The 20,245-nt window shown below is 64.3% G+C and carries 14 protein-coding genes; 4 read left to right on the forward strand and 10 right to left on the reverse strand.

The features are described from left to right. Window positions 1-20: 20 nt before the first annotated feature. The gene (locus FJ430_RS14860) at window positions 21-1,226 is read right to left on the reverse strand and encodes an ROK family transcriptional regulator (protein ID WP_140706630.1); all 1,206 of its coding nucleotides are present in this window, start codon (window positions 1,224-1,226) and stop codon (window positions 21-23) included. A 310-nt stretch (window positions 1,227-1,536) separates the two neighbouring features. Here FJ430_RS14860 and FJ430_RS14865 point away from each other — a divergent pair, with 310 nt between their 5' ends. The 4 genes from FJ430_RS14865 (at window position 1,537) to otsB (ending at window position 7,618) form a co-directional block, all read left to right on the forward strand. Then, window positions 1,537-2,595: a glycosyltransferase family 4 protein gene (locus tag FJ430_RS14865; RefSeq protein ID WP_140706628.1), complete on the forward strand. Its 1,059-nt coding sequence runs from the start codon at window positions 1,537-1,539 to the stop codon at window positions 2,593-2,595. A gap of 140 nt (window positions 2,596-2,735) precedes the next feature. Next, window positions 2,736-4,898: an amylo-alpha-1,6-glucosidase gene (locus FJ430_RS14870; protein ID WP_140640140.1), complete on the forward strand. Its 2,163-nt coding sequence runs from the start codon at window positions 2,736-2,738 to the stop codon at window positions 4,896-4,898. Between the two features lie 150 nt (window positions 4,899-5,048). Further along, window positions 5,049-6,839: an alpha,alpha-trehalose-phosphate synthase (UDP-forming) gene (locus FJ430_RS14875; RefSeq protein ID WP_140706626.1), complete on the forward strand. Its 1,791-nt coding sequence runs from the start codon at window positions 5,049-5,051 to the stop codon at window positions 6,837-6,839. Continuing rightward, window positions 6,836-7,618 carry a trehalose-phosphatase gene (gene otsB / locus FJ430_RS14880; RefSeq protein ID WP_140706624.1) on the forward strand — a complete coding sequence of 261 codons (783 nt, stop codon included), beginning with the start codon at window positions 6,836-6,838 and terminating at the stop codon, window positions 7,616-7,618. The genes FJ430_RS14875 and otsB overlap by 4 nt, the downstream gene beginning before the upstream one ends. Before the next feature lie 20 nt (window positions 7,619-7,638). Here otsB and FJ430_RS14885 read toward each other — a convergent pair whose 3' ends face one another. From FJ430_RS14885 to FJ430_RS14925, 9 genes are all read right to left on the reverse strand, one after another. Further along, window positions 7,639-8,382, reverse strand: coding sequence for an ATP-binding cassette domain-containing protein (locus FJ430_RS14885; RefSeq protein WP_140706622.1), 744 nt, complete (start codon window positions 8,380-8,382; stop codon window positions 7,639-7,641). 3 nt (window positions 8,383-8,385) lie between these two features. Continuing rightward, the gene (locus tag FJ430_RS14890; RefSeq protein ID WP_140706620.1) at window positions 8,386-9,585 is read right to left on the reverse strand and encodes an alanine racemase; all 1,200 of its coding nucleotides are present in this window, start codon (window positions 9,583-9,585) and stop codon (window positions 8,386-8,388) included. A 13-nt stretch (window positions 9,586-9,598) separates the two neighbouring features. Continuing rightward, a complete protein-coding gene (locus FJ430_RS14895; RefSeq protein ID WP_140706619.1) occupies window positions 9,599-10,570 on the reverse strand; it encodes an ABC transporter permease in 972 nt (323 codons plus the stop codon). A gap of 43 nt (window positions 10,571-10,613) precedes the next feature. Continuing rightward, on the reverse strand, window positions 10,614-11,654 hold the full coding sequence (locus tag FJ430_RS14900) for a substrate-binding domain-containing protein (RefSeq protein ID WP_226892200.1): 1,041 nt from the start codon (window positions 11,652-11,654) through the stop codon (window positions 10,614-10,616). 85 nt (window positions 11,655-11,739) lie between these two features. After that, complete coding sequence (locus tag FJ430_RS14905; protein WP_140706614.1) at window positions 11,740-12,801, reverse strand: substrate-binding domain-containing protein; 1,062 nt, start codon at window positions 12,799-12,801, stop codon at window positions 11,740-11,742. A gap of 34 nt (window positions 12,802-12,835) precedes the next feature. Continuing rightward, window positions 12,836-14,089 carry a M20 family metallopeptidase gene (locus FJ430_RS14910; protein ID WP_140706612.1) on the reverse strand — a complete coding sequence of 418 codons (1,254 nt, stop codon included), beginning with the start codon at window positions 14,087-14,089 and terminating at the stop codon, window positions 12,836-12,838. Continuing rightward, window positions 14,086-15,300 (reverse strand): ROK family transcriptional regulator, encoded by a 1,215-nt coding sequence (locus FJ430_RS14915; RefSeq protein WP_140706610.1) that lies wholly within the window; start codon window positions 15,298-15,300, stop codon window positions 14,086-14,088. Before FJ430_RS14915 ends, FJ430_RS14910 begins: the two co-directional genes overlap by 4 nt. A 197-nt stretch (window positions 15,301-15,497) precedes the next feature. Then, window positions 15,498-18,656, reverse strand: coding sequence for an efflux RND transporter permease subunit (locus FJ430_RS14920; RefSeq protein ID WP_140706608.1), 3,159 nt, complete (start codon window positions 18,654-18,656; stop codon window positions 15,498-15,500). Then, entirely contained in the window at window positions 18,656-19,816 is a 1,161-nt protein-coding gene (locus FJ430_RS14925) for an efflux RND transporter periplasmic adaptor subunit (RefSeq protein ID WP_226892201.1), read from the reverse strand. The genes FJ430_RS14920 and FJ430_RS14925 overlap by 1 nt, the downstream gene beginning before the upstream one ends. Window positions 19,817-20,245: the final 429 nt, after the last annotated feature.

Raw genomic sequence — 20,245 nt, forward strand, 5'->3', positions numbered from 1 at the left:
ACACTTTTCCTGGAATTGCTTTAGCCCACCGGCTTCTGCAGCACGTCGAACTGCGGATTGGTTTCCGAGAAGATCGGCAAGGCCGCGGCGCCGAGGACGGACGTGTCCTTTCCCGCGGCGCCCACCACGACGCGTGGCGCGACGCGGGCTCTGGTCGAGCTCACCGAGAGATGGAGCGGTTCGAGCCGGCCGGCCAGCGCCTCGATCACAGGCAGCGGCATGAAGCCGCCGAGCACGACGGTCTCGGGATCGAGCGCCATTTCCAGGATATCGATCGCCTGCCGCAGCGGATCGACCGCCTCGGCGAGCCAGGCTTCGAACCGGCTGTCGCCCTTTGCCAAAAGCTCTTCCAGCAGGTCGGGAGAGGCATGGTCGGGATCCGGCAGGTCGAGCTTGTCATAGGCAGCGCGCAGCGAGACGTAGCGCTCGAGGCAGCCGCGCTTGCCGCAATCGCAGGGCAGGCCGCCTGGCTTGACGATGATGTGGCCGATCTCGCCGGCATTGTGTCGAGAGCCCTTGTAGAGATGACCGTCGAGGAAAAGGCCGGCGCCGAGGCCCGTCCCGATGAAGAGATAGACAAAGCTGCCGAGCTTGCGTGCAACGCCATAAAGCCGCTCGCCGATGGCCGCAGCCGTGGCGTCGTTCTCGACGGTGACGGTGATGCCTGTGAGCCGTTCCAGCTCGTCGGCGACCGGAAAGTCGTGCCAGCCGGGAAGGGCCGTCGGGCCGACCGAAGTCATGCCTTCGACGCCGAACGGCCCGGGCATCGCCATGCCGGCGCCAAGCAGTCTTGTCCGGTCCAGTCGGCAGGTTGCGATCAGGTCGCTTGAGATCGCGGCAAGCAGGGGCATGGCCTCAGTGGGAGTCGGCCGGTCGACATGTCTCTCGATGCGCGCGCGGACGGCGCCGGAAAGATCTGTGACGACGCCAACGGCTAGCTGGTGGTCGAGCTGCAGGCCGATCGAATAACCGCCATCCGGGTTGATGGAGTAGGGAACGGCAGGCTGGCCGCGCGCGCCTTTCAGCGTTGCTTCAGGACGCAGCAGCCCGGCCGCTTCCAATTCCTCGACGATGTTGGAGATGGTCTGCGACGACAGCGCCGTCAGCCTCGCGATCGCGGCCCGTGACAGCGCGCCGTTGACGCGGATCGCTTCGATCACAACGCGCCGATTGTGCGATTTCGCCTGCTCGAGATTTGTGCCGGAGATGGCTTTTTTGAGGGTCATGCGGTCGTTACCAGTCACGGAACTGTAGATTGCTACTTTAGAAAATCAAGTTGATTTAATTATATCGACGACCAGCAACTGGCCAAAAGCCTGGGCCAGCCCGCAGGCTCGCAGCCGAAATATCGGAATTTGGTGGTGGTGAACATGCTGGCGCGGCGTGGTCGTAGGTCTTGAGCCAAGATTGTTTTACGCAATTCCGGACGGAAAACCCTTCGCACTTTTCCTGGAATTGCTTTGACCCGCGACCAATTGGGCAGGAACGATCTCGCGGCTGACGCATTTTGCTTCGCGTCAGCAGTCGAGGGACCCGATGCGCATAGCCCATGTCGCGCCGCTCTACGAATCCGTGCCGCCGAAACTTTATGGCGGCACCGAGCGGATCGTCTTCTACATTACCGAAGCACTGGTCGGGCTCGGGCATGACGTCACGCTGTTCGCGAGCGGCGACAGCGAGACATCGGCGCGACTGGTGCCGGGTCGCGACCAGGCGATCCGCCTCGACCCGCGGCCGAAGAAATCGGAAATCGCCGCGCATCTGGCGATGCTCGCCGATGTGCGCGAACGCGCCGGCGAATTCGACGTCATCCATTTCCATCTCAGCCACTTCCTGCATTTTCCGTTTTTCGAAGAGATTGCGGGTCGCACGGTGACAACGCCGCATGGCCGGCTCGACTATGTCGACCTGGCGCCGGCGTACCAACGTTTTCCGCGTTTCCCGATGATCTCGATTTCGCAGAGCCAGAAGCGCGGTTTGCCCGACGCAAATTGGCTCGCCACGATCCATCACGGATTGCCGCTCGACGCCTATCAGCCGACTTATCAGCCGCAAGCGGAAGAGCCGTATCTGGCCTTCCTCGGACGCCTGTCCCGCGACAAGCGGCCGGACCGCGCCATCGAGATCGCGCGGCGGTCCGGCTTGAAGTTGAAGCTGGCGGCCAAGATCGGCGACGACGACCGCGCTTATTTCCGTGACAACATCGAGGCGCTCATCGATGGCGACCGCATCGACTATGTCGGCGAGATCACGGAAGACGAGAAGGCCGAATTCCTGGGCAATGCGACAGGCCTGCTGTTTCCAATCGACTGGCCGGAACCGTTCGGCCTCGTCGCGATCGAGGCCATGGCCTGCGGCACACCGGTGATCGCCTGGAACAACGGCGCCCTGCCGGAGATCGTCGACAATGGCGTCACTGGCTTCGTCGTGGCCAATGTCGACGATGCGGTCGCATCGATGCCCGCGCTTCTCGAACTCGACCGGCGGCAGGTGAGGGCAGTCTTCGAGAAAAGGTTCTCGGCGACAAGAATGGCGCGCGACTACCTTTCTGCCTATATGCGTCTGACCGGCATGCCGGAGGCCAAGGCCTCCTGACCTTGGATGATTTCAGGCCTGTTCGACCTGAAATCTGAATCCGGCACTAAATCAAAGAGATAGAGCATGATGTCGTCCGAAAACCGCTTCACACTTTTCGGCATCATGCTCTAGGGTGGGGCAACCGAAAGAGGTGACGAATGACGGAGCTCGACGAGCGCAAGCTCGATCCTGCCGTGGCCCTTTCCTCGCTCGACGAGACGGCGCCGCGAGAACCGCACCGGCTTTTTGCTCTCAAGCAGGGCGACTGCTTCGCCGTCGCCGACGCCTATGGCGACATCAGGGGCGCCGGCGACGGCTTCTTCCGCGATGACACGCGCGTGCTGTCCGAATTCCGGCTGACCATCGGCGGCAGGCCGATGTCGCTGCTCGGCGCATCGCTCAGCCAGGACAATGTGCTGTTCACGTCCAACCTGACCAACCTGCCTATTCAAAGCGCTGCCGGCCGCGATATGCCGCAGGGCGCGATCCATATCGAGCGCGTCAGGCTGATCTGGCAGGACAGGCTGTTCGAGCGCATCACGCTTTCCAACTACAGCCGCGAGCATTCTACCATCACCGCCTCGCTGCATTTCGCCGCCGACTTTCGCGACATGTTCGAGGTGCGCGGCTCAACCCGGGTGAAGCGGGGCACCACGCATATCGCCAAGACGGACAAGACCTCGGTCCTGCTCGGCTATGATGGCCTGGACGGTTTGCCGCGACTTTCGGCAATCTCCTTTTCGCAGGCGCCAGACCAGTTGAGCGACAATCGCGCCGATTTCCTCATCGCCGTGACCAAGCGCAGTCAAAAGGTGCTTTACGTCGAGGTCGGCCCCGCGGTCGCCGACGCGCCCGATCGCGACCGCTTCCGCGCCGCGGCGGCGCGCGCGCGGTTCGGCATGCGCGCCAAGCGCAGGCACGGTGCCACGGTGCACAGCTCGGGGCGCGTGTTCAACGATTGGGTCGAGCGCGCCCGCGCCGATGTGGCGCTGCTCACCACCGAGCTTTCGACCGGGCCTTATCCCTATGCCGGCATCCCGTGGTTTTCGACCGCGTTCGGCCGCGACGGCGTGATCTCGAGCCTGCAGATGCTTTGGCTCAATCCCGGACTGGCGCGCGGCGTGCTGGCTTTTCTGGCCGAGCATCAGGCGACGGAGACTTCGCCGTTCAGCGATTCCCAGCCCGGCAAGATCATGCATGAGACACGCAAGGGCGAGATGGCGGCGCTGCGCGAGCTTCCCTTCGGCCGCTATTACGGCGGTGTCGACACCACGCCGCTCTATATCCATCTGGCTTCCGCCTATGCCGACCGCACCGGCGACATGGCCTTCATCGACAAGCTTTGGCCCTCGCTGAAGGCTGCCGCCGAATGGACGGAGGAGGCGAGCCGCGCCACCGGCTTCGTCACCTACCAGCGCGCCGCCGAGTCCGGCCTCGCCAACCAGGGGTGGAAGGACAGCTTCGATTCGGTCTTCCACGCCGACGGCCGCATCCCCAAGGGGCCGATCGCACTGGTCGAGGTGCAAGGCTATGTCTTTGCCGCCTTCCGCGGCCTGGCGGCGCTCGCGCGCCGCCGCGGCGAATTCGCGGATGCCGAGCACTGGGAAAACCGCGCCGAGGAAATGCGGGTCGCCGTGGAACGCGATTTTTGGCTGGACGACCTGAATTTCTACGCCTTGGCCATCGATGGCGAAGGCCAGCCCTGCAAGGTTCGAACGACAAATGCCGGGCACCTGCTTTTCGTCGGGCTGCCGCAGCCCGAGCGCGCCAGGCTGGTCGCCGACCAATTGCTGTCGGCCGCCTTCCATTCCGGCTGGGGACTGCGGACGCTCGCCGACGATGCGGTGTTCTTCAACCCGATGTCCTACCACAACGGCTCGATCTGGCCGCACGATACCGCGCTTTGCGGCGTGGGCCTGGCGCGCTACGGCGAACGCGACAGCGTGGTGCGGCTGATGAGCGGCACATTCGAATCGGCCGTGCATTTCAATATGCGGCTGCCAGAACTGTTCTGCGGCTTCGCCCGGGCGCCGGGCGAAGCGCCAATCGCCTATCCGGTAGCCTGCCTGCCGCAAGCCTGGTCGGCGGGCTCCACCTTCATGCTGATGCAGGCCTGTCTGGGCCTGGAAATCGATGGCTGGGAAGGCGAATTGCATGTCACGCGCCCAAGGCTGCCGATCGGTATCGACACCCTCATGCTCCGGCATCTGAGCGTCGGGGACAAGGTCGTCGACTTGACCTTCCAGCGGGTAGGCGACCGTGTCGCCGCCTTCCTTTCCGATCGTCATGAAGGTCAGGTGCCGCTTATCGTGCGGACTTAGAAGAAGGCGTCGCAAGCCCGCGTTCAACAATCGAAAAATGTCGGAACCCCTGGCCGGTTCGTGCGTTGCACAGCTGGACCGGTCTGCCGTCCGCAGCCGGCAAGAACGAAAAACAAAAGAGCGGACAGCCGGAGGCAGCCTGGCATTTCAATGACACAATATAGCGTTCTGTTACTGGTCCTCATTCTGGCAAGCCTTGGACTTTCCGCATTCGCGATTTTCATTTCGATATCCCGATACCGCCGCAATCACCCGAGGGCCGCGGCTTCGCCGGCTTCCGGCGACGACTTTGCCACCGAGGCCGCGCGCAAGGTGCTGCGCGAATTCGAGAAGAACGGGCAGTCGGTCGACGCGGCGCTGGTTACATGGTCGCCGGAGACGTTGCGCAAGATCCTCGCGGATGAGTTGCCGGATGCGCAGGTCATCATCGTCTCCAATCGCGAGCCTTATATCCACAACGAAACCAGGGACGGCGACGTCGAGCTTGTCGTGCCGGCGAGCGGGCTGGTCTCGGCGCTGGAACCGATCACGCGCGCTTGCGCCGGCACCTGGATCGCCTATGGCGGCGGCAGCGCGGACCGGACGGTGGTGGACAGGAACGACCGTATGCAAGTGCCGCCCGGCAATCCTTCCTACACGCTGCGCCGCGTCTGGCTGAGCGACGACGAATATCAAGGCTATTATCTTGGCTTCGCCAATGAGGGGCTGTGGCCGCTCTGCCACATCGCGTTCACGCGTCCGATCTTCCGCGAATCGGACTGGGAGGCCTATGAGGCCGTCAACCGCAAATTCGCCGAGACGGTGGTTGCCGAGGCGCGCAACGAGCGGCCGATCGTGCTGGTCCAGGACTATCACTTCGCGCTTCTGCCGCGCATGATCCGCGAGCGCCTGCCGGAGGCGATCGTCATCACCTTCTGGCACATACCGTGGCCGAACTCGGAAGTGTTCAGCATCTGCCCGTGGCGCGAGCGCATCCTCGACGGCCTGCTCGGCAGCTCGATCGTGGGCTTCCACACCCAGTTCCACGCCAACAACTTCACCGAAAGCGTCGACCGTTTCATGGAAAGCCGGATCGAGCGAGCCGACGCTGCCATTTCCTATGGCGGCCAGGTGACGCTGGTGCATTCCTATCCGATCTCGATCGAGTGGCCGGTCGAGCTGCTGAAAACTCTTCCGAGCGTCGAGGAGTGCAGGGCGCGCGTGCGCAAGCGGTTCAGAATTCCAGCAGGCGCCAAGCTTTGCGTCGGCGTCGAGCGTCTCGATTACACCAAAGGCATCCTCGATCGCTTCCATGCGCTTGAGGAACTGTTCATCCGTCATCCAGAAACGGTCGGCAACGTGGTATTCCTGCAGATCGCTGCACCAAGCCGGGGCACGCTGCCTGCCTACAAGCAGCTTCACGACGAATGCCTGCGCTATGCCGACGAACTCAACCAGCGCTACGGCAGCAAATCCTATCAGCCGGTTGTCATGGTGGCCGAGCACCATGCGCAAGCCTCGGTCTATGAGCTTTATCGCGCCGCCGACATCTGCCTCGTCACCAGTCTGCATGACGGCATGAATCTCGTCGCCAAGGAGTTCGTGGCGTCGCGCGACGACGAGCAGGGCGTGCTGCTGCTCAGCACCTTCGCCGGCGCCTCGCGCGAATTGCTGGAGGCGCTGATCGTCAATCCTTACGACGCGGCGATGATGAGCGAGACGATGCTGCAGGCGCTGACCATGGGAACGGACGAGCAGCACGAGCGCATGCGGCGCATGCGCGACATCGTGCGCGACAACAATGTCTACCGCTGGGCCGGCAGCATGCTGCTCGACGCGGCGCGGCTGAGAAAGCGTGGCGACCTCGACCGGGTCACCGCCTTATACGACCGGCCGACCGGCCCCACCGGGGACAATGTCGTCTCCATGTTCGAACGCAAACAGGCAGTCGGATTCCGATGACCATTCAAGCAGACCTTACCCCGCCGCTGCCCGGAGGCCGGTGGGCGCTTTTCCTCGATATCGACGGCACCTTGCTGGAGCATGCGGCGCATCCCGACGCCGTCTCGGTCAGCGAGGAGTTGCGCATTCTCCTGGCGATGATCGAGCGGCGGCTCAACGGTGCGCTCGCCTTCATCACAGGGCGCTCGATAGCAGCCGTCGACCATCTGTTCGACCCGTTGAAACTGCGAATCGCCGGCCTCTACGGGCTGGAACACAGGCTCGCGCCGGACGGAAAGATCGAAGCCGCCGACGAGCCGGCGGATATGGCGGCGCTCGCCGACGAGATCGAACTCGAGCTGGCAAGCAAGGCCGTCTATGTCGAGCGCAAGGGGCCGGTGCTCGCCATCCACACGAGAGCCGCCCCGCAGCTTCTGGCGCGGGCGACGGAATTGGTCGAGGCAGCACTTGCGCGTTTGCCGCAAGGCTACCGCGTGATCGCCGGAAATGCGGGCGTCGAGCTGATGCCGCTCGAAGCGGCCAAGGGCGCCGCGATCCGGCGCTTCATGCAGCTCGATCCGTTCACCGGCAGGCGTCCGGTGTTCCTCGGCGACGATACGTCCGACGAGAACGGCTTCGACACGGTCAACGCCGCGGGTGGGATCTCGATCCGCGTCAAGCCGCAAGGCGAGACCGCGGCGCGCTTCGCCATCGAAGATGTCGCGAGCGCCATTGCCTGGCTCGAAGCCAATTTCGGGAAGCCGGCCACGCCAGCGGCCAGCCGCAATCTCGTCGCCTAAGCCGGCCAAGCGCTACGCCGCTATTGCTGCTGCAGGCCGGTGATCATGGCGATGATCTCGTTCTTGTCGGTCTTCTTCGTCTCGCGCACGCCGATCTGCTTGCCGCGCCTCAAGGCGCAGACGCGGTCCGACAGCTTGAACACCTGGTCGAGGCTGTGGCTGATGATCAGGATGCCGACATTGCGCTGCTTCAGCGACAGAACGATTTCTTCCACCTTGGCGGTCTCAGCGACGCCAAGGGCGGCCGTCGGCTCGTCGAGCAGGATCAGCTTGCTCGCCCAGTGCGTCGCCCTGGCGATCGCGACGCCCTGGCGCTGGCCGCCGGAGAGGTCGCGGATGGTGGCATGCGCGGAAGGGATGCGTACGTCGAGCTCCTTCACCAGCTTTTCCGTCTCGGCGATCATGCGGCGGCGGTCGAGCAAGCCGAAGCGGTTCAGCGGCTCGCGGCCGAGGAACATGTTCATGTAGACGGTCTGCTGGTCGGCTAAAGCGAGATCCTGATAGACCACCTCGATGCCGTGCGCACGCCCCATGGTGGCGTTCGACATCGTCACCGGCTTGCCCTCGATGGCTATCGTGCCGGAGGAAGGCGGATGCACGCCCGAGACGATCTTGACCAGCGTCGACTTGCCGGCTCCGTTGTCGCCGACAAGCGCCACGATCTCGCCCGGAAAGACTTCGAGCGAGAAGTTCTCGATCGCGGTGATGCCGCCGAAATTCTTGCGGATATCCTGAAGCTGCAGAATGGGCGCGTTCATCGTCATCTCCTAGACAGGCCAGGCATAGGGTTCGCCAAAGCCGTTCTCGATGGTTTCGACCTTCGGATCGCCCTTCGAGATACCTGAGACGCCGACGACATAGGCGCGGGTGACGAAGGCCTGGCCGCGGAAGCCGAAGATGGCGCTGTCGCCGGGTTTGGGGGCGTTCACGCCGGAGGCGTCGATCATGGCGTAGTAGTCGATCGCCGAGGGCGGCGGCACCTCGACGCTTTTGAGCGCCGAGGCTGTGGTGGTTGGTTCGGCCGAGACGATCGCCTTGACGTCATAGTCCGGGAAGATCGGGTCGATATAGAAGCCGCCGCCGAAGCAGTAGGCCTTGCCGCCCGACAGATGCGAGACCTCGGTGAGGTAGAGCACCGCAGGCAATTCCGGCAGGTCTTCCATGACATGCAGCGCCGTGGTGCCGTGCAGGCCGTTGCCGGGCTCGCACTGCGTGGCGCCGGCTTCGGCCAGCGCGGCCAGCATGACGCTCGACGTCGTGCCAGGCGCATTGATTTCGATCTCCCTGCGCCCCGCCTTTGAGAGCGCCTCGGCGGCCTTGCTCAGCGTTGCAAGATTGGGCGTCGGCAACACTTTTCGCGCGGCATGGTCGAAGAGCAGGGCAGGGAAGGTGGTGATACCGGCAAAGCGGCCGCCCGGAACGGCATCGAGCCGGTCGGCGACGCCGACGACCTCGCCGGCGTCGAAGCCGCCTTCATGGCCGCGGTAGAAAATGTCGCCTTCGGCCGCGATGCGGGCGAGCAGGTCCTGGACATGGCCGGCGGCCTCGGCGCCCCTGCCTGCTTCCTCGGCCTTGGTGTCGTTGAAGACGGTCCAGTAATCGGGCTGGAAGGTGCTCGCCGCCGCCTCCGCTTCGAATTTCGCGATCTGCTGCAAATGGCCGAGATGTCCGAGCTTCATCCCGGCCTTGTGCGTGGCGCGCGCGCAGGCCATGTCGACCGCCACGGCGCGTTCGATGCCGCCGCGCATCACCGCCTTGCAGAATGAGCTCGAGCGCCCGACCTGCTTGGTCATGGCGAAAATCTTCAGGCCGAGCCGGTCGGCTTCCTGCTTGAGGACCGCCGCATTGTGCTCGACCGTGTCGAGATCGAGCACATAGGCATTGGCCGGCAGCTTGCCTTGCTGATGAAGGCCGATCGCCGCCTCGATGAAAGCGGGATTGCGGCGGCGCAGAACGTCGAGAAACATAGAAAAGATTCCTTCAGCGGGATTTGTCGCGCAGCGACACGGCGACGGCGGTGAGGATGATCAGGCCGCGCACGATCATCTGGTCGGAGACCGAAAGGCCCATCAGGATCAGCCCGTTGTTCAGCATGCCCATCATCAGCGAGCCGACGAGAGCGCCGACGATCGAGCCCTTGCCGCCGTTGAGCAGCGTGCCGCCGACGATGACGGCAGCGATCACCGTCATCAGGTCGGTCTCGCCGAGCGTGTATTTCGCCGCTTGCAGGCGCCCGGCGTAGAGCAGTCCGGCAAGCCCCGCGAGCCCGCCGCTGATGGTGAGCACGGCGAGCCTGATCTTGGGCACGCTGATGCCCGAGACGCTCGCCGCGCGGGCGTTGTCGCCGGTCGCCAGCACATGGGCGCCGAAACGCGTCTCACGGTAGACGAGGTGGCCGATGGCGATGGCAATGACCGTCCACCAGATCAGCGACGGCACGCCGAGCAGCGACCCCGAGCCGAAGAAACCGGTGAAGGTCTCGTTGGTGACCGAGATCGAACGAAGATCGGTCATCGAGCGCGAGACACCGGCGAACAGGCCCATCGTCGCCAGCGTCACCAGGAAGGACGGCAGCCTTACATAGGCGACCAGCGCGCCGTTGATGAGGCCGATCAGGATTCCGGCACCCAGGCCGGCGACGATGCCCGCCGCCATCCCATAGGAGGCGATGGTGACGGCGGCGGCGAGCGCCGCCACCGCGACGATCGAGCCGATCGAAAGGTCGATCTCGCCGGCCGACATGACGAAGACGAGGCCTATCGCCATGATCGTCACCGGCGCCGTCTGCAGCACGATGTTGGAGAGGTTGCGGACGGTGAGGAAGCCGCTGTCCCGCAATATGATAGCGAAGAACAGGAAGATCGCCAGAAAGCCGAGATAGACGACATATTGCTGCAGATTGAAACGGCTAGCGAGGCTGCCCACCTCGGTACTGGTGTTGGCACTGAACATGTTCGATCTCCGATGATGCGTGCTTCGCAGCCTGCCACCGCGTTTACTTCATGGCGTCCGCGATGGTCGCGGGCACATCCTTGTTGAGCGACTTCTTCCAGCCTTCCTTCACCGTCTCCTTGGTGACGGCAATGGAATCGACGGCATAGAAAGGCTCGGCCTTCAGGCCGACCAGGGAACCAGCCGAGGCACGCGCCAGCGTCACGCCGATCGAGTAGGCCTCGTCGGCGACAAGGGCCGCGATGTTGCCGCCCTTGACCATATCGAGCGCGGCCGGTTCGTTGAGGTCGAGCGTGACGATCTTGGTGTGCTTGTTGCCAGCGGCGCGCAATGCGGAGAGCACGCTGAGAGCCGGCTCGGCCCAGGTGACATAGATGCCGTCGAGGTCCGGATGCTGGGTGATCATCGCCTGCGCGATGTCCTCGCTGCGCGCCGGGTCGGCCATCCCGGCCTCGGCGGCGATCTTCATGTCGGGATAATCCTGTTCGATCGTCTTCTTGAAGGCGCCGTCGCGCTGGTTGGTGACGTAGAAGTCGGCGTCATGGAAGATGTAGCCAACCTTGCCCTTCTTGCCGAGCGCCTCGGCCATGGCGATGCCGGCCTTGTTGCCCATCTGGAAGAGGTCGTCCGAAACGATGGCGACGTAATCCGTGCCCTGCTTGTAGCCGGCCGGGCAATTGTCGACGAAGCCGAGCTTGACGCCGGCCTGTCGGGCCGGGTCGTAGACCGAGGCGGCGGTCGCCGGATCGACCGGCAGCGACAGGATGATCGACGGTTTCTTGGCCATCACCGTCTCGACATCGGCTTTCTGGCGCGCGGCGTCGAAGCCGGCGTCGGTCTGCGCCACCACTTCGACGCCGAGACGCTTGAACTCGTCGCGCGCGCCGGCGTTGACGGCATTGGTGTACTCGCTCATCTCGTGCCAGACGAGAGCTGCGGTGAACTTGCCGTCCTTGATCTGCTGCTCCTGCGCCTCTGTCAGCGTCAGCGAGGCCGCCGGAACCGGCTTCTCGCCGTTCGGGCCGGTGGTGACGCCTTCGGCGGCGAAGGCGTGAGCGGCGAACAGGTTCGCCAATACAGTCATGATACTCAATGCTTTGCGCATATCGGTTCCCCTTTTTGTTCAGGAAGAGAGCTCCGGCCCGGTAAGCCGAGCCGGAGCGTGGGCTTCACTTGGCCGCGTCGAGCACCGACTGCGGTGCATCGCGGTTCAACGAATCCTTCCAGCCCTGGGAGACATTTTCCTTGGTTACGGTCAGCGCCGGCGCCACGACGAAGGCGGGCGTCTGCTGGCCGAGCAGGGACTTCATGCCGGAGGCGGCCATGGCGCGGCCGAGTTCATAGGCCTTATCGGCGACGAGTGCCGCGACATTGCCGCCCTTGACCATGTCGAGGGCGACCGGCTCGGCAAGATCGAGCGTGACGATCTTGGTGTGCGTGTTGCCGGCGCCGCGCAGCGCCGAAAGCACGCCGTCGGCGGGCTCGGCCCAGGTTACATAGATGCCGTCGAGTTCGGGATGCTGCAGCAGCATTGCATTGGCCAGTTCCTCGGCACGGGCCGGGTCGGAAATGCCCTGTTCGGCGACGATCTTGATGTCGGGATAATCCTTCTCGATGGTCTTCTTGAAGGACTGGTCGCGCTGGTTGGTGACGTAATAATTGGCGTCGTGGAAGATATAGCCGACCTTGCCCTTGCCGCCGATGGCCTTGGCCATGGCATCGGCCGCCTGCTTGCCCATCTGGTAGAGATCGTCGGTGACGATCGAGGCGTAGTCGGTGCCTTGCTTGTAATCCTTGGGCAGGTTGGACAGGAACACCAGCTTGACGCCATCCTTGACCGCCTGGCGGAAGGCTTCGGCGGAAGTGACAGGGTCTAGAGGCAACGCCAGGATGACGTTCGGCTTGGCGGCGAGCGCGGTCTCGATGTCGCTGCGCTGGCGGGCGGCGTCGAACTGCGCGTCGGTCTTGACCGCGATCGAGATGCCGGCCCGGGCGAACTCGTCCGTGGCGCCCGCGGTCACCGCGTTGGTGAAGTCGGAAGAGGTGTGCCACAGAAGGGCTGCCTTGTAGCCCTTGTCCTTCAGGGCCGCGATGTCGGCATCGCTCAGCGTCAGGCTGGAACTCGGGGTGGCGGTCTCGCCCTGCGGTCCGACCGTCTGCGCGTGAGCCGCGCCGGCGGCGAGCATCAACCCGCCGGCCAGGGTGGCGGCAATCCATTTCTTCATCAGCATGTTTCAGTCTCCCATTTTCTGCTTCGTTGATCTTTCAGTCGGCCACGCCACAATAGCGGGCCATGAAGGCTGCGAAGCCGACGATGCCGGCGAGGTATTCCTCGACATCGACGTGCTCCTCGAAAGTGTGGCAGTTGCGGATGTCGCCCGGCGCGCAATAGACGGCGGGAATGCCCAGCCGATTGACGAAGAACGAGGATTCCGACCAGAAGGGCGCGCCCTCGATCATGCCGCGTCCGCCCATGGCGCCTGCCATCGAGTCCGAAAGCAGGGCGACTTCGGCGCGCGTCTCGTCGATCTCGGCGGCGGTGCCGCCCAGCCTGTGGTCGCGACCGGCCGGATAGGCGAACTCGACGGTGATCTCCGGATCGGTGATCGCGCCGCGCACCGCGGCCTCTATCTCGGCGGCGGCCGTGTCGAGGTCCTCGCCCGGCAGGAGCTTGCGGATCAGCGACAGCGTGCATCGCTCGGGCACGGCGATATAGCCGCCGCCGGTTAGGCCGGTGATCAGCAGGAAGCCGCGCCCGGTGAGCTTGTGCTCGGCGCGGGCAGCCACCGCGTCCGAATGCTTCCAGAGCGCCGTCATTGCGGCATGCGCGGCGCGCAGCGCATCCTTGCCGAGCTCCGGCACGCCGAAATAGGCCGACTTGCCGGTGATCGTGATGTCGGTGATGAAGAAGCCGATCTGCGCGGCGTAGACGGCAAGCCGCGTCGGCTCGACATAGACGGTGAAGTCGGGCGCCGCGACCTCGCCGGCCTCGATGCGCTCGACGAAATGCTTGATGCCGGCGGAGACGCCGGTGCCGGGCTGACCGCTTTCCTCATCGCCGACGAAGGCGAAGGCGACATCGCCCTTGAGGCGAATGCCGGCCTTGTAGAGCAGCGAGAGCGCCGCCAGCGAGGCGGTGATGCCGGCCTTGAGATCGCCCGAGCCGCGGCCCCAGACCGCGTTGTCGACGATGGGCGCGCCGAACGGGTCCTCGCGCTCGGTGCCGGCCCAATGCTCGCGCCAGCCGTCGACATGGACGGTGTCGGTATGGCCGATGAACAGCAGGCGCTTGCCCTGGCCAGTTCCCTTGCGCTCGCCCCAGATGTTCGGCCTGCCGGGCAGGAAATCCGCGCGGCTCAAGCCGCTCAGTCCCAGCTCACGCATTTTCGCTTCGAGGAAGTCGACGAAATTCGCTTCATTGCCGGTGATGCTGTCGCGGCCGATCGCGCCCCTGAACAGCGCCAGCGCCTGGTCGGAATCGAGAGCGGCGCGCAGCCGGGTTGTGATGTCGCTGGTCACAGCACGACCTCCTTCAGGGCAGCCGCCTGGGCGGTGGGAAGTGAAATCCGGCCGTCCGGCGCGTCGACGCCGAAGAGCGTGTTGTGCAGCTGGCCAAGGCCGATCGCGGCGGCGCCGATCAGCGCCGCCCGCGCGCCCAGCTCGCCCGCCTCGACGGTGACAGGGTAGGGGAAGCAGAGCGGTATCAAGGCTTTGACGCGTGAGAGGATTTCCGGCCTGAGGCCGATCGAGCCGCCCAGTATTACCTTTTCCGGATTGGCGACGGCGGCGATCGCGGCGATGCCTTGCGCCAGATAGCGCGCCGTCTCGTCGAGCACTATGAGCGCTGCCTTGTCGCCTGTTGCGGCATTCTCGAAGATCGCGGGGACCGCGACCTGGGTGCCGGTCAGGGATCTGTAGCGCTCGGTCATCGCATGCGTCGCCACCGCCCGCTCGAAAGCGCCGGTGCGCAGCGATTCCGCGGCGAACGGATCGGCGCCGATCGGCATGAAACCGATTTCGCCCGCCGCATGGGTGGCGCCGCGCACCAGATGGCCGCCCAGCATCAGGCCGCTGCCGACGCCGGTGCCAAGCGCGATATAGGCGAGATTGTCGATACCCTGGCCCTGGCCCAGCCAATTCTCGCCAAGCACGGCGAGATTGACGTCGTTCTCGATCATCACCGCGACGCCGAGCGCCTTCTCAAAGGCGTCAAGCACATTCATGGCATCGAAGCCGGCGATGTTCGGCGCGAGCAGGATGCGGCCGGTCGCGGGGTCAGGCGCGCCCGGCGCGCCGATGACGGCAAGGCGGATTTTCTTGCGGGGAATCCGCTCCCTGGCCGCGGCCTGGAAGGCGAGCGCCGCGATCTGGTCGATGATGAACTGGCCGCCGCGCGGATCGGTCGGCGTCGCCGCTTCGGCGAAGATCTGGCAGGCGAGGTCGGTCAGCGCCACGCGCACCTTGGTGCCGCCCAGGTCGACAGCGATAATGTAGGCGGCGTCGTGGACAAGCTCATAGGTGACGGCGGTGCGTCCGACATGGCCGCTGGTGCGTCCGGTCTCCTGTACCCAGCCTTCCTGCTCGAGGCCACGTACGATTTCCGAAATCGTCTGCTTCGAAAGGCCGGTGAGCTTGGAAATCGAGGCCCGCGATATCGGCCCGCCGTGGACGATCGCCTCCATGACGGAGCGTTGCGAGAACTGGCGGGAAATACGCGGCAGATCGCTCACGGCGGGCCTCGGATTAATTCGTTCTGTAACCGAACTTATTATTCAGGCATTTGCTTGTCAACGACCTTGTTGCGTCGCCTGGGAACGGCGATCGGATGTGGATGCTGGCGGAGCTCCGCCGACAATTCAGCCGGACAACCGCTATTGCGATCAATGGCTTACGAAAGAATGTTGCTGGCTTCTGGGGATGCCTGCCGCTACTCGGCCGCCAGCTTGCGTCGGGCAAGGCTGATCTCGTCCAGCGGGAGTTCCGGCTCGTCATGGCTTTCTTCGTGACCGCGGAACGAGCTCAGCCAATGCGAAAGATCGTCGAGGTAGAGATAGATCACCGGTGTGGTGAAGAGCGTCAGCGCCTGACTGACGAGCAGTCCGCCGAACATCGTGTAGCCGAGGGGCTGGCGGATCTCCGCCCCGGTGCCGTTCTCCAGCATTAGCGGCAGCGCGCCGAGCATCGAGACCATGGTGGTCATCATGATGGGGCGGAACCTGAGCAGGCAGGCCTGGCGGATCGACTCCAGCGAACTGAGATGCTGGTCCCGTTCCGCCGCGATGGCGAAGTCGACCATCATGATGCCGTTCTTCTTCACGATGCCGATGAGCAGGATGACGCCGATCAGGCCGATCAGGTTGAACTCCATGTGGAAGACGAGCAGCGTTCCCAGCGCGCCAAGCCCGGCCGAGGGAAGGGTGGACAGAATGGTCAGCGGGTGGATGTAGCTTTCGTAGAGGATGCCGAGGATCAAATAGACCACGACCAATGCGCCGAGGATGAGCACCGGCACGGATGACAGCGACTGCTGGAAGGCCTGGGCCGTGCCCGTGTAGCTGGTCTGGATGGTGGCGGGCAGCCGCATCTCGGCGGCGGTCCTGTCGATCGCGGCGGTGGCCTGTCCCAGCGCTACATTGGGCGCCAGGTTGAAGCTGATCGTCACCGACGGGAACTGGCCTTCATGGTTGATGACCAGCGGCTGCACCGGCTTCGTCGTCCACTTGGCGATGGCCGAGAGCGGCACCTGCGAACCGCTCGATGTCGTCAGATAGATCTGGTCGAGCGCCTTGAGGTTGCCGCGCAGCGACGGCAGCACCTCCATGATCACGTCATAGGTCGAAAGCTGGGTGAAATATTGGGCGATCTGGCGCTGGCCGAAAGCGTCGTTGAGCGTGTTGTCGACGTCGTTGGCCGTCAGGCCGTAGCGAGCAGCCTGGTCGCGATCGACCTGCAGCGTGAGCGTGGTGCCGGAACTCATCTGATCGGTCGAGACGTCCCGCAATTCGGGCAGGCGCTGCAAGGCCGTCAACAGCTTGGGCGCCCAGCTGTCCAGCGTGTCGAGGTCGCTGCTTTCCAGCACATACTGGTATTGCGACGCGGACAGCTTGCCGCCGACACGCACGTCCTGCGAGGCTTGCATGAACAGGCGCGCGCCCCGAACGGCCGCGAGTTTCGGCTGCAACCGGCGGATGATCTGGTCGGCCGAAGCGTCGCGCTCGTCGCGCGGCTTCAACTGGATGAACATGCGGCCGGTGTTCTGCGTGTTGCCGCTGCCGCCCGTCGATGCCGCGAAATGCGCAACCGCCGGATCCTTGGAGACGATCCCGGCAAACCGCGCCATATAGGACTGCATCTGGCCGGCGGAGACATCCTGGCCGGCGATCACCTGGCCGAAAATCAGGCCGGTATCCTGCTGCGGAAAGAAGCCGCTCGGGACAAGGGTGAAGAAATAGCCGGTCAGCGCCACGCAGCCCAGGAACACCAGAAGGGTGATGAAACGATGCGCAAGCGCCCGGTCGAGGCCGCGCTCATAGGCGCGCAGCATGCCGTCGAAGACGCTTTCGCTCCAGCGGTAGAGCCTGCCGTGGTGTTCCTCGGCCGCCGGCTTGATGAAGCGTGAGGCGAGCATCGGGGTAAGCGTCAGCGAAACGCAGGCCGAAACCAGAATGGTCATGGCCAGCGTCACCGCGAACTCCTTGAACAGGCGACCGATGATGCCGCTCATCAGGAGCAATGGGATCAGCACCGCTACCAGCGAGATCGAGATCGACATGATGGTGAAGCCGATCTCGCTGGCGCCGCGGATCGCTGCCTGCATTGGCTTCTCGCCATGCTCGATGTAGCGGACGATGTTCTCCAGCATGACGATGGCGTCATCGACGACGAAGCCTATGGAGATGGTCAAGGCCATCAGCGACAGATTGTCGATCGAATAGCCGGCGGACCACATCAGGCCGCAGGCGCCGAGCAGCGCCAGCGGGACGGTGAAGGCTGGGATGGCCGTCGCCCAGACATTGCGCAGGAACAGGAAGATCACCATCACGACCAGCCCGATGGTGAGCATCAGCGTGAACTGCACGTCCGCTACCGAAGCGCGGATGGTCTGGGTGCGATCCGAAAGCACCTGCAATTTGAGCGAGGCCGGCATCGAGGCGGTCAGCATCGGCAGCTCCGCCTTGATCTTGTCGACCGTGTCGATGATGTTGGCGCCTGGCTCCTTGAAGATGACGAGGACGACGCCGCGCGTCGTGTCGGCCCAGCCGGCCTGGGTGTAGTCCTGCGCGTCGAGCACCGCCCGGCCGACATCCTTGACCCGCACCGGCGCGCCGTCGCGATAGGCGATGATGGCGTTGTTCCAATCGTCGGCCGCGGTCATCTGATCGTTGGAGAAGATGGTGAAGGAGCGCACCTCGCCCTGGATGTTGCCTTTGGGCAGGTCCACGGTGCCGATCGAGAGCGGGGTGCGCACCGCTTCGAGCGACAGGCCCCTTGCCGCCAGCTTGGCCGGATCGAGCTGGACCCGGATCGACGGCGTCTGCTGGCCGCCGACCAGCACCTGGCCGACGCCGTCGACATGGCTGATCACCTGCGCAAGCTTGGTGTAGACGTCGTCGCTCAACGTCGTCAGCGGCAAGTCCGTCGAGCTCGCCCCGATCAGCATGATCGGCGAGTCGGTCGGATTGACCTCCCTATAGGTGGGCGGATTGGGGAGGTTCTTCGGCAATTGTCCGCCGGCGGCGTTGATGGCCGACTGCACCAGCCCGGCGGCCGATGCGATGTCGACGTTGAGAGCGAATTGCAGCGTGACCTGGCTGGAGCCTGACAGGCTGCTCGACGTCATTTCGGCAATGCCGGGGATTTGCGCGAACTGCGTCTCGAGCGGCTGGGTCACCGACGACGCCATGGTGATCGGGTCGGCGCCCGGCAGGCTGGTTGACACCTGGATCGTCGGGAAGTCGACGTTGGGCATCGGCGCGACCGGCAGGTTGAGATAGGCGACGACGCCGACGAACAGCACGCCGATCATCAGGAGCGAGGTAGCGACCGGGTAGCGGATGAAAGGCGTGGAAACACCGATCGCAGCCATCAGCTTGCACCTCCGGGCTGCGCGGTGCCAGCCTGCGTCTGGCCGGCACCGGGTGGGGGCGTGGCGTCGACACTTGCGCCGTCAACCACGCGGTATTGGCCGGCGATCACGACACGCTGCCCTTGGCTCAGACCATCGGTCACGACCGTCTCGCCGCCATCCGAAGGACCTGTCTTGACGGTCTGCCGATGGACCTTGCCGTCGTCGCCGACGACATAGGCGAAGAGCCCGTCAGGGCCATGCTGGACGGCTTCGTCCGGCACCACGATCGCGCCTGACATCGTGCCGATGCGCATGCGCGTGTTGACCGAAAGACCCGGCCACAAAGCATTGTCCTGGTTGGCGAATGTCGCCTTGAGCGAAATCGTGCCGGAGGCCTGGTCGACCTGGTTCTGGACCGCTTCCAGCTTACCGCTGGCCAGCACCGTCTTCATATCCGCGCCAAGCGTGTCGATCGGCATGGGGCCGGCCGTGAAAACCTTGTTGATGGTCGCGACCTCGTCCTGCGGCTGCGTGAACGACACGTAGATGGGTTGAAGCTGCACGAGAGTGAAAAGCCCGGGACTCTGGCCGGCCTGCACGATGTTGCCCGGATCGATGGTGCGGAAGCTCGTCTTACCGGACAGCGGCGCCGTGATCCTGGTGAAGTCGAGGTTGAGCTGCGCCGCCTCGATGGCCGCCTTGTCGCCCTCGATCGTGGCGGCGGTGGTCGTGACCACCGCCTGCTGGTTGTCGACATCCTGCTGGGTTTCGAATGTCTTTTGCAGGAGCGTGGAGAGGCGTTTGAGGACCACTTGCGCATTCTTGAGCGTCGCTTCGTCCTCCGCCTCCTTGGCCTTTGCCTGGTCGAGTGCGGCCTGATAGGGGCGAGGGTCGATCTCGGCAAGCAAGTCGCCTTGCTTGACCATCTGCCCCTGCTCGACCGGGACCTGGTCGACGACACCGGCGACACGGCTCGAGATGCTGACGCTGTTCAGCGGCGTCACCGTGCCGAGCCCGTATAGATAAAGTGGGAAATCGGCCCTCCGCACCGTGGCGACAGTGACCGGAACCTTGGGCGCGGGCTGCGCCGACGCCGCGCTCGCGGCAGCCTTTGCCTGGGCATGGTTGCGCCATAGGCCATAGCCGCCGCCAAGCAGAATGAGTACGGCCAAAAGCACGATGCTCCGAGAGCGATGCTGCCGTTTGCGACTGGCTTGCTGCGTTGATGAAATGCTCATGACGCCGTCCACCTGGGGGCCAGAATATCTAGCCTTTTCAGCATGGTTGGAGGTTGGGATCGACCTCGTCGATCGGCGGGACAGTAGTCCTGTCGACGCTGCGCTGTCAGCTTACAGATCGGTCATGTTGCGCTGCGGCATTCAACGATGCGTGAGGCCGCCTTGACCGGACCATCGCGGCAAAATCAAATTTTGTTCATAGCCGAGGCTCGATCCGGAGCGACAATCAACTGCTTAAGCGGGAAACAGGAAAGCCGCGCCCGGATCGAAAAACACCGGGCGACGAGACGATGCAAACCGCCGCGAGCCGGCGTTCGCCGAAATGCACGCGATCATAGATGCGATCCGCTTACGCAAGCCGGAAGCGGC

The sequence above is a fragment of the Mesorhizobium sp. B2-8-5 genome (assembly GCF_006440675.2).
In the GTDB taxonomy this organism is placed as follows: Bacteria; Pseudomonadota; Alphaproteobacteria; order Rhizobiales; family Rhizobiaceae; genus Mesorhizobium.